The sequence below is a fragment of the Teichococcus rhizosphaerae genome (assembly GCF_002631185.1).
Lineage (GTDB): Bacteria > Pseudomonadota > Alphaproteobacteria > Acetobacterales > Acetobacteraceae > Pseudoroseomonas > Pseudoroseomonas rhizosphaerae.
Genome location: NZ_PDNU01000007.1, coordinates 15,568 through 32,115, shown reverse-complemented (window position 1 = coordinate 32,115; position 16,548 = coordinate 15,568). Strand labels below are relative to the sequence as shown.

At 75.3% G+C, this 16,548-nt stretch carries 12 protein-coding genes and 1 pseudogene; 2 read left to right on the top strand and 11 right to left on the bottom strand.

Annotated features, from left to right (window positions below; all coding sequences use genetic code 11):
* Window positions 1-9 precede the first annotated feature (9 nt).
* Window positions 10-1,956, top strand: coding sequence for a sensor histidine kinase (locus CR162_RS06440; protein ID WP_141563086.1), 1,947 nt, complete (start codon window positions 10-12; stop codon window positions 1,954-1,956).
* 21 nt (window positions 1,957-1,977) lie between these two features.
* Here CR162_RS06440 and CR162_RS06435 read toward each other — a convergent pair whose 3' ends face one another.
* The 7 genes from CR162_RS06435 to ftsY form a co-directional block, all read right to left on the bottom strand.
* Complete coding sequence (locus CR162_RS06435) at window positions 1,978-2,424, bottom strand: DNA polymerase III subunit chi (protein WP_099094722.1); 447 nt, start codon at window positions 2,422-2,424, stop codon at window positions 1,978-1,980.
* 26 nt (window positions 2,425-2,450) lie between these two features.
* Window positions 2,451-3,743 (bottom strand): leucyl aminopeptidase family protein, encoded by a 1,293-nt coding sequence (locus tag CR162_RS06430; protein WP_099094721.1) that lies wholly within the window; start codon window positions 3,741-3,743, stop codon window positions 2,451-2,453.
* A gap of 199 nt (window positions 3,744-3,942) precedes the next feature.
* Window positions 3,943-5,415, bottom strand: a complete 1,473-nt coding sequence (locus CR162_RS06425) for a leucyl aminopeptidase (protein WP_099094720.1) — start codon at window positions 5,413-5,415, stop codon at window positions 3,943-3,945.
* Between the two features lie 112 nt (window positions 5,416-5,527).
* Window positions 5,528-6,091 (bottom strand): sugar O-acetyltransferase, encoded by a 564-nt coding sequence (locus CR162_RS06420; protein ID WP_099094766.1) that lies wholly within the window; start codon window positions 6,089-6,091, stop codon window positions 5,528-5,530.
* Between the two features lie 74 nt (window positions 6,092-6,165).
* Entirely contained in the window at window positions 6,166-7,695 is a 1,530-nt protein-coding gene (locus CR162_RS06415; RefSeq protein ID WP_099094719.1) for a phospholipase D family protein, read from the bottom strand.
* Window positions 7,692-8,564: an endonuclease/exonuclease/phosphatase family protein gene (locus tag CR162_RS06410; RefSeq protein WP_245870162.1), complete on the bottom strand. Its 873-nt coding sequence runs from the start codon at window positions 8,562-8,564 to the stop codon at window positions 7,692-7,694. The genes CR162_RS06415 and CR162_RS06410 overlap by 4 nt, the downstream gene beginning before the upstream one ends.
* Before the next feature lie 207 nt (window positions 8,565-8,771).
* The gene (ftsY, locus tag CR162_RS06405; RefSeq protein ID WP_367604096.1) at window positions 8,772-9,671 is read right to left on the bottom strand and encodes a signal recognition particle-docking protein FtsY; all 900 of its coding nucleotides are present in this window, start codon (window positions 9,669-9,671) and stop codon (window positions 8,772-8,774) included.
* Between the two features lie 143 nt (window positions 9,672-9,814).
* Between ftsY and CR162_RS23210 the strand changes: the two are divergent.
* A pseudogene (locus CR162_RS23210) lies at window positions 9,815-9,868 on the top strand (hypothetical protein); the annotation flags it as partial.
* Between the two features lie 829 nt (window positions 9,869-10,697).
* Here the strand turns inward: CR162_RS23210 and mtaB are convergent.
* From mtaB to pheS, 4 genes are all read right to left on the bottom strand, one after another.
* On the bottom strand, window positions 10,698-11,996 hold the full coding sequence (gene mtaB, locus CR162_RS06400; protein ID WP_099094717.1) for a tRNA (N(6)-L-threonylcarbamoyladenosine(37)-C(2))-methylthiotransferase MtaB: 1,299 nt from the start codon (window positions 11,994-11,996) through the stop codon (window positions 10,698-10,700).
* Window positions 11,993-12,832 carry a diaminopimelate epimerase gene (dapF, locus tag CR162_RS06395; protein WP_099094716.1) on the bottom strand — a complete coding sequence of 280 codons (840 nt, stop codon included), beginning with the start codon at window positions 12,830-12,832 and terminating at the stop codon, window positions 11,993-11,995. Before dapF ends, mtaB begins: the two co-directional genes overlap by 4 nt.
* A gap of 120 nt (window positions 12,833-12,952) precedes the next feature.
* Entirely contained in the window at window positions 12,953-15,421 is a 2,469-nt protein-coding gene (gene pheT, locus CR162_RS06390) for a phenylalanine--tRNA ligase subunit beta (RefSeq protein WP_099094715.1), read from the bottom strand.
* A 6-nt stretch (window positions 15,422-15,427) separates the two neighbouring features.
* Window positions 15,428-16,510: a phenylalanine--tRNA ligase subunit alpha gene (gene pheS, locus CR162_RS06385; protein WP_099094714.1), complete on the bottom strand. Its 1,083-nt coding sequence runs from the start codon at window positions 16,508-16,510 to the stop codon at window positions 15,428-15,430.
* Window positions 16,511-16,548 lie beyond the last annotated feature (38 nt).

Below are 16,548 nucleotides of genomic sequence, written 5' to 3'. Positions count from 1 at the left end.
ATGCGCCCCATGGCCGTCCGGAGCCTCCGCCTCTCCTATCTGGTACTGGCGATCCTACTCTGCGCCCTGGCGGTTTTCCTGCTGCACGCCACGATGGCGGACCACCAGCGGCGCATGGCGGCGGTGATGGTCCACCAATCCGCCCAGACCGCCCTGCACCAGCTGGAGGCCCGGCTGGGGCAGGAGCTGGAGGATGCCGTGATGGCGGCCACCAGCGGCGCGCGCCTGCCCGCCCTGACCAAGGACAAGCCCTCCAAGGACGCGCCGGTGGCGCGGGAGCTGCTGCGCCGGCAGGGCTGGCTCGGGATGCAGGTCACCGGCCCCGGCGGGCTGCTCTGGCGCATCGCGCGCGACGAAGGGGCGGCCTGGCCCGCCGACCCGGCGGGCGAGCTTCGCGTGCTCAGCCTGCACCGGACGGCGGCCAGCGACCTGCGCCTGGCCCGGCGGGAGATCGGCGCGCACCTGCTGCTGCACGCGCCGCTGCCGGTGGAGGAGGGGGAGGGGGTCGTCACCATCGTGGTGCCCGCATCCCTGGTGGAGCAGGCGCTGCGTGACCAGCGGCACATGCCCGGCCTGCACCACCGCCTGCTGGACCGCGGCGGCCAGGAGATCGCCGCCCGCCTGTCCGCCCCGCCCTCCGGGGCGGGGGAGCGGGCCGAGGAAGCGCCTGGCCCCGTCACCCTGAACGGCCCGCTGACCGGCTGGCGCCTCGTCACCACCACGACGGGCGCCATGCCGGAATGGATGCCGCGCCCGTCGCGGCTGACCCTGGTGATGGGGCTGGCGCTGGCCGCCGCCCTGGTGCTGGTCTGCGTGCTGGCCTACCTGACCCGGCGCGGCCAGGCGGCGCGGGAGGTGCTGAGCCGCGCCCTGGCCGAGCGGGAAACGGAGCGGCGCCTTTCCGACATCGCCGCCAACCTGCCGGGGGCGCTGTACCGCCTCGTCCGCGCCGCCGATGGCAGGCTGAACTGCACCTACATGAGCGATGGCCTGATCCGCCTGATGGGCGAGCCCGCCGGCACCTCGCCCGAGGCCGCGCTGCGGCGGGGGCTGGCGCCGGAGACGCGGGCGCGGGTGAAGGCGGCGCTGCGCCACTCGGCCGAGACGCTGGCGCCGCTGCTGCTGGAGTTCGACTTCGCCACCGCCGATGGCCGCCGTCTGTGGCTGCGCGGCATGGCCAGCGCCCACCGCGGCGCCGACGGCGCGGTGATCTGGGACGGCGTGCTGCTGGACGGCACGGTGCAGCGCGAGGCCGAGGAGCGCGCCGCCCTGCTGGCGCGCGAGGTGGACCACCGCGCCAAGAACATCATGGCGGTGGTGCGCTCCCTGCTGCTGCTGACGCCGCGCAACGTGCCGCCGGTCCAGTTCGTCGCCAATCTCGACGGCCGGCTCTGCGCCATGGCCCGGGCGCACGACCTGCTGGCCGGCCAGGGCTGGGCGGGGGCGGAGCTGGAGGCGGTGGTGCGGCGGGAGTTCGCCACCTACGAGGATGCCGCGGGCGCGCCCCGCCTGGCCTGGCACGGCCCGGCGGTGCGGCTGGCGGCGGGCGGCGTGCAGCCGGTGCAGATGGTCCTGCACGAGCTTTCCACCAACGCGGCCAAGCATGGCGCCCTTTCGCGGCCGGGCGGCATGGTGGAGGTGCGCTGGCTCGCCGTGGCGCAGGGCGGGCTGGTGCTGGACTGGCGCGAAAGCGGCGGCCCGCCGGTGCAGGGGGAGCCCGGCCGGCAGGGCTTCGGCTTCCGGCTGATCCACACCCTGGCGCGGCACCAGCTTGGCGGCGGCGCCACCTTCCTGTGGTCGCCGGCCGGGCTGCATTGCCGCATCCGCCTGGGCGCCGCCAGCGTCGCCGCGGTGGAGGGCCATCCGGAGCCGCCCCCTGTGGCGGATGCCCCGCTGGAGATCCCGCTGCCGCCCGCCCGGCAGGCCGATGCGAGAGAAACCGCCAGGGCGGTATGAGAGGAAGGCGGGCGCGCGCCCTCAGGCCTTGCGCTCCCAGCCGCGCGGGCCCTGCTGCCAGTAGGTGAGGCTGTGGCCGGCCGCCTTGGCGGCGCTCCAGCGGCGGCGGGCGGCGGCCAGGGCGGCCTCGTCCTGGCCGTCGAACAGGTCGAACACCCGGTCATACTGCTCGAGCCGGGCGCTTTCCGCGCCATCCACCAGGAACAGGAAGCGCGCCGCGTTCGGCGCCTCGTCCTCGGTGGTCAGCCAGATCGGCTGCATGGCGGCGTGGCCGGTGCGCGGGCTGCCATGCGGCAGCCAGTCCGGGTCGGCCGAGAGCCAGAGGGCGGCATCCAGGCTTTCCAGCCGCTCCGCGTCGCCCACGCGCACCACCGCCCGGCCGTTCTGCGCCAGCACCCGGCCCAGCAGCTTCGGCAGCGCCGCCGCCAGCGGCGTCCGCGTCAGGTGGTAGAAGCCGATCTCGCTCACGCCCTGTCCTTTTCCTGTGGCGGCCCTCAGCGCCGGTGCGGGTCCTCGAAGCGCAGCGCCACCAGCCGGTCCAGCAGCCGCACGCCGAAGCCGCTGGCGCCTTCCGGCTCGCCGGGCGGGCGGCGCGCCTGCCCGGCCATGTCGACATGCGCCCAGGCGGGAGGTGTATCGCCCAGGAACTCCCGCAGGAAGGCCGCGGCATGGCAGGCATCCGGCTGGCCGCCGCCAGGGGCGCATTGCCGGAGGTCGGCGATGTCGCTCCGCAGGTCGTCGCGGTGCGCTTCCCCGATCGGCATCGGCCAGAGCCGCTCGCCCACCGCCTCGCCGGCGGCGCAGAGCATGGCGCCGAGCGGCGGGTCGTTGCCGAACAGCGCCGCGCGGTGGTGGCCGAGCGCGGTGATGGCGGCCCCCGTCAGCGTGGCGAGGTCCACCACCGCCTCGGGGCGGAAGGCGCGCACCGCGTAGTTCAGCGCGTCGGCCAGCACGAGGCGGCCCTCGGCATCGGTGTCGATCACCTCCACCGTCCGGCCCGAGAGGGTGGCGACGACATCGCCCGGCCGGTAGGCGGCCGCGCCGATGGCGTTCTCGGCCAGCGCCAGCACGGCGGCGGCGGGGGCGGGGCTGTCGCGCAGCGCCAGCGCCAGCATGGCGCCGGCGCAGGCGGCGGCGCCGGCCATGTCGGCGCGCATGTGCTCCATGCCGGCGGCCGGCTTGAGCGAGATGCCCCCCGTGTCGAAGGTGATGCCCTTGCCCACGAACACCACCGGCGGCGCGGCGATCCGCCCCGCCCAGCGCAGCACCGCCAGGCGCGGCGGGTTGGCCGAGCCCTGGCCCACCGCCAGCAGGCCGCCGAAGCCCGCCTGCCGCAGCCGCTTCCGCCCCAGCAGGTGCACCGCGATGCCGTGCCGCTCCAGCGCCTTCAGCCGCTGGCCGAAGGCCTTGGGGGTCAGCACGTTGGCGGGCGCCGCCACCAGCCCGCGCGCCAGCGCCACGCCCTGCGCCACCGCCCAGGCCGCGTGCCAGAGCGGCAGCACCGCGTCCGGCGCGGGGTGGAGCAGGTCCAGCCGCAGCCCGGCGCGGCGGGCGCCCAGCACGGCGCCGGTGGCGAAGGCCACGGCCTCCTCCGGCGTGAGCGCCGTGGCGTCCAGCACCGCGCGCGTCTCGCCCTCGGGCAGGGCGGCGATGCCGGCGGCGCCGGCCCGCTCCCAGGCCGCGGCGGCATCCGCCCCGTCATCCTTCCCGGCATCCTTCCCGGCGCCGCGCCCCGTCCCGCCAGGGCCGCCCGGGGCGGGCCCGGCGGCCAGGACGAGGCCCGGCATCCAGCGCGCCGTGCCAGGGTGCAGGGGGAAGTCCCGCGCGGCGGCATCCCCGTCCGGCGCTCCCGCGCGCAGGGGCAGGATGCGGGTGCGCCCGGCCGCCTTGCGGCCCAGCCGGGAGCGCAGCCGCAGGCGCGGCGGCGCGGCGGGCGCCTGGCCGGGGCCGCCCGTTCCGGCCGGCGCCTCCTCCCCGGGGCCGTGCTCAGCCCTCGTAATGGTCCGCCACCAGCCGGTCGAGCAGCCGCACGCCGAAGGCCGTGGCGCCCTTGGGCGTCAGCGCGCTGTCCTTGGTCGCCCAGGCGGTGCCGGCGATGTCGAGATGCGCCCAGGCCACATGGCCTTCCCGCGTGTCGATGAAGCGCTGCAGGAACTGCGCGGCGCTGATCGAGCCGCCGGGGCGGCCGCCCACGTTCTTCATGTCGGCGATGTCGGACTTGATCAGCTTGTCATAGGCCTCGCCGAGCGGCATGCGCCACACCGCCTCGCCCGTGGCGGTGCCGGCGGCGGAAAGCTGCTGCGCCAGCGCGTCATCGTTGCTGAACATGCCGGCATGCTCGTGCCCGAGCGCCACGACGATGGCGCCGGTCAGGGTGGCGAGGTCCACCATGAAGCGCGGCCTGAAGCGCTCCCGCGCGTACCAGAGCACGTCGGCCAGCACGAGCCGCCCCTCGGCGTCGGTGTTGATCACCTCGATGGTCTGGCCGGAATAGGAGCGCACCACGTCGCCCGGGCGCTGCGCGGTGCCGGAGGGCATGTTCTCCACCAGCCCCACCAGCCCGACCGCGTTGACCTTCGCCTTGCGCCCGGCCAGCGCCGCCATCAGCCCGATCACGGTGCCGGCGCCGGCCATGTCGTACTTCATGTCCTCCATGCCGCCGGCCGGCTTGATGGAGATGCCGCCCGTGTCGAAGGTGACGCCCTTGCCGATGAAGGCCACGGGCTGCGCCTCGGCCGCGGCGCCCTTCCACTGCATCACCACCATGCGCGGCTCCCGCGCGCTGCCCATCGAGACGCCGAGCAGCGCGCCGAAGCCGAGCCGGCCCAGCTCCTTCGGCCCCAGGATCTCGACCGTGACGCCGAGCTTCTCCAGCGCCCGGCAGCGCTCCGCCATCTCCTCGGGGTAGAGGACGTTGGGCGGCTCGCTGACCAGGTCGCGGGTCAGGGACACGCCGTCGGCCACGGCGGAAAGCGGCTGGAAGGCCGCCTTGGCGGCGGCGGGCTCGGCGCTGGCGAGGCTGAGGCGGACCAGCTTCGGCTTGTCCTCGGGCTTCTCGCGGGTGCGGTACTTGTCGAAGCGGTAGCCGCGCAGCCGGGCGCCGAAGGCCAGGGCGGCGGTCAGCTCCGCGTTCAGCCCCTCGGCCGCGATGGTCGCCTCCGGCTCGCTGGCGATCAGCGGCAGCGCGGTGCCGCCCGCCTGCCGCGCGCTTTCCGCGTCCGGCCGGCCGCCCAGCCCCACCGCGACGATGCGGGACAGGTGCCCGCCCGGCGCCCACAGCGTGCAGCTCTGCCCCTTGCGGCCCTTGAAGCCCGCCGCCTCCAGCCCGCGCGCCACCGCGCCGCCGCAGGCCGCGTCCGCCTCCTGCGCCAGGCCGGACAGGGTGAAGCCCTCGGCCAGTGGCAGGACCAGCGCGCCGGCACGGGGCAGGGCGGCTTTGACAAACAGGATATCGGGCATGGCGGTTTCCATCGTGGTCTATGGCAGCCGGGGTCTCGCCGCCTAGCGTGCCACCCGTGGCGCGCGTGGCAAGGGGCGGCGGGGGCAAATCTCGCCGATGCCCGTGCCGCCCTCAGGCGCGGGGCTTCACCCGGGCGGGGTTGCCGAAGGCGGTGGCGCCGGCCGGCACGTCGCGCGTGACCACGCTGCCGGCGCCGATCACGGCATCGTCGCCGATCGTGACGCCGGGCAGGATGATCGCGCCGCCGCCGATCCAGACATTGGAGCCGATCGTCACCGGCCGGCCGAATTCCAGCAGCCGCGCCCGCAGCGCCGGGTCGCGCGGGTGGTCGGCGGCGAGGATCTGCACCGCCGGGCCGATCTGCGTCCCGCGCCCGATGGTCACCTTCACCACGTCGAGCACCACGCAGTTGAAGTTCATGAAGGCGCCGGCGCCGATGCTGATGTTGTAGCCGTAGTCGCAGAAGAAGGGCGGGCGGATGGTCACGCCCTCCCCCACCGCGCCGAGCGCCTCCGCCAGCATCGCGCGCCGCTCCTCGGGCGTGGCGGCGAGGGAGGCGTTGTAGCGCGCCATCCAGGCCGAGATGCGCCGGTTGTCGGCCGCGAGCTCCGGGCCCTCGGCCACGTAGAGCTCGCCGGCGAGCATCCTCTCCTTCTGCGTGCGCTGGTCCGTCATGCCCTTCTCCCCCGGCGGTTCGGCTTGCTGGTGCGGCTGGCGGCCCGGTTCCTGGCCAGGGCGGCCGGGCATCCTCAGAGCTGCGCCTCGATGGGCAGCCAGCGCACCAGCCGGGCCAGGGCGCGGCGCGTCCAGGGCGCCTCCGGCTCGTGCAGGGTGGTGCCGGCGGCGTCGGTCCAGCTCAGCCGCCCGCCGGGGGCGCGGCCGACGCGGTAGCTGCGGCCCGGGTCCGAAAGGCGGTGCCGCTCCAGCGCCAGCTGCTCGGCCAGGCCCGGGTGGCGCGCCACCGCGCCCATCTCGGTGTTGAGGTTGGCCGAGCGCGGATCGAGGTTGAAGGAGCCCACGAAGACGAGGTCGCGGTCGATCATCAGCGCCTTGGTGTGCAGGCTGGCGCCGCGCGAGCCGAACACGCCGCTGCCATTCGCGCTGCTGCGCTTCAGCTCGTAGAGGTCGATGCCGAGATCCACCAGCCGGGGGCGGTAGCGGGCATAGCCGGCATGCACCGCCACCACGTCGGTCGCCGCCAGGGAGTTGGTGATGACGCTCACCCGCACCCCGCGCCGCACCAGCTCCTCCAGCAGCCTCATGCCCGCCTTGCCGGGCACGAAATAGGGCGAGATCAGCACCGCCTCCCGCCGCGCCCCGCGCAGCAGCGCGTCCAGCGCGGGCGCCATGCCGCCGGGCACGCCGCGCCCCTTGGCCTTGGCCGGCGGGTCGGCCAGCACGCGCACCGTGTCGATGGCGGGCAGCAGCGGGCGCTCCCGGTCGAGGAGCTGGCGGCGCGTCTCCGCCAGGGCGCGCAGATAGGGGCGGGCCTTCTCGGAATCGGGGGTGGCGTCCAGCTCGGCGCGGAAGGCGGCCAGCGCGTCGGCGCTGAGCCCGGCGGCAAGGCGGAACTGCTCCATCGGCCGGGCCAGGCTGCTGGCCCAGTAGCCGTCGAACACCGCCTGGGCCTGCCGCGCCGCCTCGCCCGCGATCAGCATGTCGAGGTCGCGGAAGTTGAAGTCGCCGGCGCCGTCGAAATAGGCGTCGGCGATGTTGCGGCCGCCCACCAGGGCCAGCCGCCCATCGGCCACCCAGTTCTTGTTGTGCATGCGGTGGTTGAGGTGCCAGCCCCCCAGCGCGAACTCCACCGCCAGCCCGACCTGCCCGAGCCAGCGCAGCCGGGCGGTGTTGAACAGCCGCACCTCGATGCGCGGATGGGCGGCGAGCAGCGCGATGCGCCGGTCCACCCCCAGCACATAGCTGTCGTCGAGCAGCATGCGCACGCGCACGCCGCGGTCGGCGGCGCGCAGCACCTCGCGCGCCATCAGCCCGCCGGTGATGTCGTCCGACCAGCGGTAATACTGCACGTCCAGGCTGCGGCCGGCGGCGCGGGCGCTGGCGGCGCGCACCATGAAGGCCTCCAGGCCGCCGGGCAGCAGCGCCACCCCGCTGGGGGCGCCGTCGAGCAGCTTCTCGACCATGGCATCGGCCTCCGAGGCACGCGGCGGCGCGCCCGCCAGAACCGGCGCCTGCCGGGGCGCCGGCGGGGAGGCCTGCCGGGCCACCCGCCGAAGCAGGCGCAGGGGCGCCAGCGCCGCCGGGGGCGCGCCCGCGTTCATGCCGCCGCCGCGACCGCCGGCGGCGCCGCGGCCTGGGCCGGACGAAGGTCCAGCCGCGCCTTCAGCGGCAGGTGGTCGGAGGCGATGCGCGCCAGGGGGCTGTCATGCACTTGCACATCCTGCACAACGCCGCGGGGCCAGCCCAGGATGCGGTCCAGCGCGAAAACCGGCATGCGCGAGGGGAAGCTGGCCGGGTTCATCGCCATGGCGCCGAACAGCCCCTCCAGCGCGCGCAGCGAGGAGCGGCGGCCGGGGCGCCATTCGTTCAGGTCGCCCATCATCAGCGTCGGCATGCTCTCGCCCTGGCCGATCGCCTCCAGGATGGCGGCGGCCTGGCGGGCGCGGCAGCGCCGCAGCAGGCCGAAATGCGCCGCCACGACGCGCAGCCGGCCGGCCGGCAGCTCCATCTCAGTGATCACGGCGCCACGCGGCTCGGCGCCGGGCAGCGCCAGGCGGTGCACGGCCAGCGGCGTGCCGGCGCGCACCAGCAGGGCGTTGCCGTGCCAGCCATGCCCGTCCGGCAGGCGGGAGACGGGCAGCAGGGAAAGCCCGGCCTCGCGCAGCATGGCGGTGTCCAGCAGGCCGGTCCGGCGGCCGAAGCGCTTGTCCGCCTCCTGCACCGCGATGATGTCCGGCTGCATCTCGGCGATCACGCGGGCGATGCGCTGCGGGTCGAAGCGCCGGTCCAGCCCGACGCATTTGTGCACGTTGTAGGAGGCCACCGTGATCGGCGCGCCTTCCGGCGGCGGCACCGGCATGGAGGGAAGGGCGGGGATGCCGTGCGCCTGGCGCAGGGATGCCAGCCCGCCCTGCGCGGGCTCGAAGGCCGGCGGGGCGGGAGGTGTCAGGCTACGCTCGGATGGGGGCAAGGTCAGGCTCCGCAGGGGGTAGAACGGGGCGGGGCCGCGCCGGCGGCCCGCTCCATCGGGGCCCGGAACGGCCGGGGGCCCAGGCTGTGGAAAAACCTAGGAAAGACGCCCGCGGTTTCCAAGCCTGGGCAGGGCCGCCCAATCCGCGCCCCAGCCTTGCGGTCCGACCCTGCCCCCGGCCTTGCGGCTGGAAACCGCCGCCGCCGCTCAGCCCAGGCCGAGCAGCGAGCGGGCATAGTCCCGCGCCGAGAAGGGGCGCAGGTCCGCCGCCTTCTCGCCCACGCCCACGGCATGCACGGGCAGGCCGAACTCCTGCGCCAGCGCCACCACGATGCCGCCCTTGGCCGAGCCGTCGAGCTTGGTGACGACGAGGCCGGTGACATCCACCATCTCGCCGAACACCTTGCATTGCTGGGTGGCGTTCTGGCCGGTGGTGGCGTCCAGCACCAGCAGCACGGAGTGCGGCGCCGTCTCGTCGATGCGGCGCATCACGCGCACCACCTTGCGCAGCTCCTCCATCAGCGCGCCCTTGTTGTGCAGGCGGCCGGCGGTGTCCACCAGCAGCACCTCGGTGCCCTCCGCCTGCGCCTGCTTCAGCGCGTCGAAGGCGAGGCCGGCGGCGTCCGCCCCTTCCTTGGCGGGGGCCACCACGGCGCAGCCGGTGCGGCCGCCCCAGATCTGCAGCTGCTCCACGGCCGCGGCGCGGAAGGTGTCGCCGGCCACGAAGGTGACGCTCCTGCCCTGCTCGCGGAACTGCTGGCCGAGCTTGGCGATGGTGGTGGTCTTGCCGGTGCCGTTGACGCCCACCACCAGCACCACATGCGGGCGCTTCGCCGTGTCCAGCACCAGCGGCCTGGCCACCGGCTCCAGGATGGCGGCGATCTCGGCGGCCAGCGCCTCGCGCACCTCCTGGTCGCCCACCTCCCGGCCGAAGCGGGTGCGGCGGAAGTTGGTGACGATGCGCTGCGACGCCGCCACGCCGAGATCGGCGGTGATCAGCGCGTCCTCCAGCTCCTCCAGCGCCGCGTCGTCCAGCTTGCGCCTGGTGAACAGGCCGGTCAGCCCGTCCGTCAGCTTGGCGGTGGAGCGCGACAGCCCTGCCTTCAGCCGGCTGAAGAAGCCGCCCCGCGCCGGCTCCCCGGCCGGTGCTGCGGGCTCGGGCGGCGCCGTGAAGGCGGTGGGCACGAGGCCGGCGGCAGGGGGCTCGGGCTGCTCAGGCTCGGGCTGCTCCGGTTCCGGCCCGGGCTGTTCTGGCTGGGGCTGTTCTGGCTGGGGCTGTTCTGGCTGGGGCTGTTCTGGCTGGGGCTGTTCTGGCTGGGGCTGTTCTGGCTGGGGCTGTTCTGGCTGGGGCTGTTCCGGCTGGGGCCGCGCGGGCTCCGGGCGCGTCACGGGGAAAGGCGCCGGCTCGGCTTCCCGGGGCGCGGGCGGCGGCAGCTCGGCCGGCGGCGCGGCGGGCGTGGCGGGGGCGGGGGGCGTCACCTCCAGGGGTGGCGCCTCGGGCGTGGCGGGCGCGCCGGGCGCCGGCCATTCGGCGGGGGAGGGCTGCCAGCCCGGTGGCGTGGCCATGGGCTTGGCCGGCGGGGGCGGTGCCTCGGGCGGGGAAGCGGCCGGCAACTCGGGCAGCGGCGCGGGGGCCGGGCGCTCGTCCGGTGGCGGCTGCGGGGCGGCGGGCGCCGCCGGGGCCGGCACCTCGGCGGGCGAAGCCGGCAGGTCGCCCGGCGGCAGGCCGGCCAGCCCCTCGGGCGGCGGCGAGCGCGTCTCGGAGGGGGCCACGGCCCCGCTGGTCTTGCGCAGCTGGCCCGCCGGCATGGCATGCGGCGCTTCCAGCCCGTCGGGCGAGGGGCTGCGGGTTTCCTCCGGCGCGGGCGCCATCGCCGCCGGATGCGGGGCGGGCTGGGCGGAGGGCGGAACGCCGGGCTCCTCCGGCACGAGCGCCTCGGGCGCGGGGGCTGGCGGCGGCGCCGGCGGCGCCACGGGGGCGGGGGAGGGCGCCGGCTGCGGAACCAGCGAGGAGGGATTATCGGGGGAGGGCGGCTCGGCCGCCGGCGGCACCGGCGGCGGGGCCGCTTCCTCGGCCGCCCTGTCCTTCTCGCGGCCGGTCAGCCTGGCCCAGAGGTCGCGCAGCGCCATGGCTCAGGCCACCTCGGCCAGCAGGCCGTCCGGCCCGGCGGCGGTCACCCGCGCGCGCAGCAGCTGGCCGTGGCGGCCGGCGCTGCCCACCAGGCGCAGCGGGGCGAAATGCTCGGTATGGCCTCGATCGGGACTTTCCAGCAGCACCGATTCCTCCTGTCCCAGACGGGCGTTGTAGAAGCGCGCGGCGGCCTCGGCGCCGGCGGCGCGCAGCCGGGCGGCGCGCTCGCGGCGCAGGGTGGGCGGCAGTTGCGGCATCCGCGCGGCGGGCGTGCCCGGCCGTTCGGAATAGGGGAAGACGTGCAGGAAGGAGAGCCCCGCCTCCTCCACCAGCGCCAACATCTGCGCGAAATGCGCCTCCGTCTCGGTGGGGAAGCCGGCGATCAGGTCCGCGCCGAGGGCGAGGCCGGGGCGCAGCGCCTGGGCGCGGCGCGCGCAGCCCAGCGCCTCCGCGCGGCCGTGGCGGCGCTTCATGCGCTTCAGGATCAGGTCGGCGCCATGCTGGAGGGACAGGTGCAGATGCGGCATCAGCCGCGGCTCCTCGGCCAGCAGGCGCCAGAGGTCCTCGTCCATCGCCGCCGGGTCCAGCGAGGAAAGGCGCAGGCGCGGCAGCTCCGGCACCAGGGCCAGCAGCCGGCGCGCCATCTGGCCGAGCGGCGGCCGGCCCGGCAGGTCGGTGCCGTAGCTGGCGATGTCCACCCCCGTCAGCACCACCTCGCGGTAGCCGGCTTCCAGCACCGCCCGGACCTGCGCGACGATGGCGCCGAGCGGCACCGAGCGCGACGGCCCCCGCCCATAGGGGATGACACAGAAGGTGCAGCGGTGGTCGCAGCCCTGCTGCACCTGCACGAAGGCGCGCGCGCGGCCGGCGAACTCGGTGACGAGATGCGCCGCCGTCTCGCGCGCGGCCATGATGTCGGGCACCGGCGCGGGTGGCGCGGCGGGCGCCCAGGCTTCCGGCTTCAGCTTCTCGGCGTTGCCGATGACGCGCGCGACCCCCGGCAGCGCCGCCCAGGCCTCGGGCGCGATCTGCGCGGCGCAGCCGGTGACGATGATGGGCGCGCCCGGATGCTCCCGCGCGGCGCGGCGGATGGCCTTGCGCGCCTGGCGCTCGGCCTCCGCCGTGACGGCGCAGGTGTTGACCAGGATGGCGCGCTCATGCCCCGCCCGCAGCGCCAGCTCGCGCATGGCGATGCTTTCATAGGTGTTCAGCCGGCAGCCGAAGCTGAGCACCCGCACCGGACCTCGCGAAAGCGCCTCGGCCGGCGCCGGGCCACCATCCTCGGGCGGGGCGGCGTTCATTCCGGCCAGGCCGCGGGGTCGAAGCGGCCCAGAAAGGCGGTGGCCACGGGGCCGGCCATCAGCACATGGCCATCCAGCCGCCACTCGACCTCCAGCGCGCCGCCGGGCAGGTCGATCCGCGCGCGGCGGCCGGCCAGGCCCCGGCGGTGGGCGTTGACCAGCGTGGCGCAGGCGCCGGAGCCGCAGGCCAGCGTCGGGCCCGCGCCGCGCTCCCAGATGGCGACGCGGATATGGTCCGGCGCCAGCACCTCGGCGAAGCCGATATTGGCCCGCTCGGGCAGCAGCGCGTGGTGCTCGGCCACGGGGCCCAGCGCCCGCCAGTCCAGCCCGTCCAGCGCCTCCACGAAGAAGGTGGCGTGCGGGTTGCCCATGGAGCAGGCGGCCGGATCGGAGACGGGGCCAAGGTCGATCGGCAGGTGCAGCGTTTCCATCGCCTCCGCCAGCGGCACCTCCCGCCAGCCGAGCATGGGCGGCCCCATGTCGGCGCGGATCCAGTTCGTTCCGTGGGGGCCGTCCGCCAGCCGCTCGCAGGGCAGGTCGCCACGGATGGTGCGGACCACGACCGCGTCCCGCCCCGTCTCAGCCATCAGCAGGTGGGCGACGCAGCGCGTGGCGTTGCCGCAGGCGCCGGCCTCGGAGCCGTCCGGGTTGTGGATGCGCATGAAGACATCGGCCTCCGCTTCCGGCTCCAGCGTGATGAACTGGTCGCAGCCGATGCCGTGGTGACGGTCCGACAGCGCGGCGATGCGGGCGGGCGTGAGCGGCAGCGGGGCGGGACGGGCATCGACGATGACAAAGTCATTGCCCAGCCCGTGCATCTTCCGGAAGGGGATCATGGCCCCGGATATGCCCCGCGCGGCCGCCGAAATGAAGGGGCAGCCTGTTGCCGTCCCTGCCATGAACTTGCAGAAAAAAGATGGGGGCGCGGGGGAATTCCTTCCCCCGCACCTGTTTTTTCAACGCAGCGTGGCCCCCGTGGCCTTGCCCACCGCCGCGACGATCTTGGCACCCACCGCCTCGATCTCCGCGTCCGTCAGCGTCGCCTCGCGCGGCTGCAGCGTCACCTCCAGCGCCAGCGAGACCTTGCCCTCGGGCAGCTTCTCGCCGGCGTAGCGGTCGAACAGCGCCACTTCGGTGATCAGGCTCCGCTCCGCCCCGCGCGCAGCGCGCAGCAGGGCCTCGGCCGGCACGGTGCTATCCACCAGGAAAGCGAAGTCGCGCCGCAAGGGCTGGAAGGCGGGCAGGTCGGGCGCCCCCTTCTTCCGGCGCTTGGGCTCGGGGATGGCGTCGAGGAACACCTCGAAGGCCACGGCCGGGCCGGGCAGGCCCAGCTCCTCCCGCAGCTTCGGGTGCAGCTCGCCGAACTGCGCCAGCACCACCTTGGGCCCCTGCCGCACCACGCCCGAGCGGCCGGGATGGTAGTAGCCGGGCGCATCGGCGGTGACCGACAGCGCCGCCGCCGGCACGCCGAGCGCGGCCAGCACGGCCAGCGCGTCGCCCTTGGCGTCCATCGCGTCCACCGCGCGGGCGGGGGCGTCCCAGTGGCGCGGCGTCCCGCCCGTGCGGAGGCCGGCGGCCACCGTGAGCTGGCCTTCGGGCGTGATGCCGCGATAGGCGGCGCCCAGCTCGCACAGCGCCACGTCCGGATAGCCGCGCGCGGCGTTGCGCGCCGCCGCCTGGGCCAGGCTGGCCACCGGGGTGGGGCGCATCTGGTCGAGATCGGCGGCGATCGGGTTCTCCAGCCGCAGCGCCGCCGGGGTATCGCCGAACTTCGCCGCCAGCCTGCCGTCGATGAAGCCGAAGGAGACGCAGTCCAGCATGCCGCGCGCGGCGAGCGTCCGGCGGGCCAGCACGGCGCGGGCCTGCCTCGGCGTCAGGGCGGGCTTCGGCACGGGGGAGGCGACGGGCAGCGACATGGGCGGGATGCGGTCCAGCCCGTGGATGCGGAGCACCTCCTCCAGCAGGTCGCATTCCGGCTCGGTGGCGGCGCAGCCCTCGGCGGCGGCGCGCGCCTTTTCCGCCGGCAGGGCGGGGGCCTGGGTCAGCGTGCCCCCTCCCGCGATGTCGTTGCGCCAGGAGGGGACGGACACCGTCACCCGCTCCGCGTCCCGCGCCACCACGCCGAAGCCGAGCCGCTCCAGCGTGGCCACCGCCGTGCCGGCGTCGATCTCGGCGCCGCCGAGGCCCATGATGCGCTCGAAGCGCAGGCTGGCCTCGCGCCGCCACGAGGGTTCCGCCCCGGCCACGGCGATCTCCGACGCCTCGCCGCCGCAAAGCGCGATCACCATGGCGGTGGCGGCTTCCAGCGCGTCCGGCAGCAGCGCCGGGTCGATGCCGCGCTCGAAGCGCTGGCGGGCGTCCGAGCGCAGCTCGTGCCGGCGGCCGGACAGCGCGATGCGCACCGGGTCGAACAGCGCGCACTCGATGAACACCTCGCGCGTGTTCCCGTCGGAGCCGGAATGCTCGCCGCCCATGATGCCGGCCAGGCTCTCCACCGCCTCCGCATCGGCGATGACGAGGTCCTCCGGCGTCACGGCCACCGGCCTGCCGTTCAGCGCCAGGAAGCTCTCGCCCGCGCGGCCGGGGCGGAGGAACAGGCTGTCCCCCTTCACCTTGGCCACGTCGAAGACGTGCAGCGGGCGGCCGAGGTCGAAGGTGAAGAAGTTGGTGATGTCGACCAGCGCGTTGATCGGGCGCAGGCCGATGGAGACCAGCCGGTCCTGCAGCCATTTGGGCGAGGGGCCGTTGGTCACGCCCCGCACGGCGCGGCCGAGCACCCAGGGGCAGGCCACGCTGTCCTCCACCACCCAGCGGAGCGGCGAGGGATAGACGCCCGGCACCTTCTCCGGCGCGAAGGGCTTCAGCGTGCCGAGGCCTGCGGCGGCGAGGTCGCGCGCGATGCCGCGCACCGAGAGCGCGTCGCCCCGGTTCGGCGTGATGGAGATCTCCACCACCGGGTCGTCGAGCCCGGCCCATGTGGCATAGGGCACGCCCACCGGCGCGTCCGCCGGCAGGTCGATGATGCCCTCATGGTCGTCGCCGAGGCCCAGCTCGCGCGAGGAGCACATCATGCCCTCGCTCTTGACGCCGCGGATCTCGCCCACCTTCAGGGTGATGCCGGTGCCGGGGACATAGGCGCCGGGCAGGCCCAGCACCGCCTTCATGCCGGTGCGGGCGTTGGGCGCGCCGCAGACCACGGAGCGGATCACGCCATCGCCCACATCCACCTTGCAGGCGCGGAGGCGGTCGGCGTTCGGGTGCTGCGCCGCCTCCACCACATGGGCGATGCGGAAGGGGGCGAGCGCCGCGCCGCGGTCCTCCACCCCCTCGACCTCCAGGCCGATGGTGTTGAGGGCGGCGGTGACCTGGTCGAGGCTCGCCTCGGTTTCCAGGTGCTGCTTCAGCCAGCTGAGGGAGAACTTCATGGCCGGTCAGACCCCTTCGGCCAGGGTGGCGGGAGACAGCACGGGCGCGCCGTAGTGGCGCAGCCAGCGCACGTCGCTCTCGTAGAAGGGGCGGAGGTCCGGGATGCCGTGCTTGAGCATGGTGATGCGCTCGATGCCCATGCCGAAGGCGAAGCCCTGCCACTCGCGCGGGTCGATGCCGCAATTGGCCAGCACCTTGGGGTGGACCATGCCGGAGCCCAGGATCTCCAGCCAGTCGCCGCCTTTTCCGAGCTCGCCCGTCCTGCGGTTCCAGCCGATATCCACCTCCATCGAGGGCTCGGTGAAGGGGAAGTAGGAGGCGCGGAAGCGCACCGGCAGGTCGCTGATGCCGAAGAAGGCGCGCAGGAAGTCGATCAGGCAGCCCTTGAGGTGGCCGAGCGTGATGCCACGGTCGATCACCAGCCCCTCCACCTGGTGGAACATGGGGGAGTGGGTGGCGTCATGGTCGGCGCGCCAGGTGCGGCCGGGGACGATGACGCGGATGGGCGGCTCCTGCGCCAGCATGGTGCGGATCTGCACCGGGCTGGTGTGGGTGCGCAGCACGGGGCGGCGCCCGTCGGGGCCGGCGGGGACGTAGAAGGTGTCGTGGTCCTGCCGCGCCGGGTGGTGGTCCGGGATGTTCAGCGCGCCGAAATTGAACCAGTCGCCCTCGATGTCCGGCCCCTCGGCGAGCGCGAAGCCCATGGCGCCGAAGATCGCCACGATCTCCTCCACCGTGCGGGCGATGGGGTGGATGGCGCCCTGCTCGGCGCCGCCCGCGGGGAAGGGGCGGGGCGGCAGGGTCACGTCCAGCCGCTCGGCGCTCAGGCGCGCCTCCAGCGCGGCGGCATCGAGCGCCACCCGGCGCGCCTCGATGGCGGCCTCCAGCGTGGCCTTCAGCCGGTTCACGGCGGCGCCGCGCTCCTTGCGCTGGTCGGCGGGCACGGCGCCCAGCCCCTTCAGCAGCGCCGTCAGCGCGCCGCTCTTGCCCAGCGTGCCCACCCGCACCGCATCCAGCGCGCGGAGGTCGGCGGCGGCGGCCAGCGCGGCCTCGGTCTCCGCCTGCAGGGTGGCGAGGTCATCCGTCATGGGTTTCGTCCCGTCCGTGCCAGATCCGGTATCAGGTG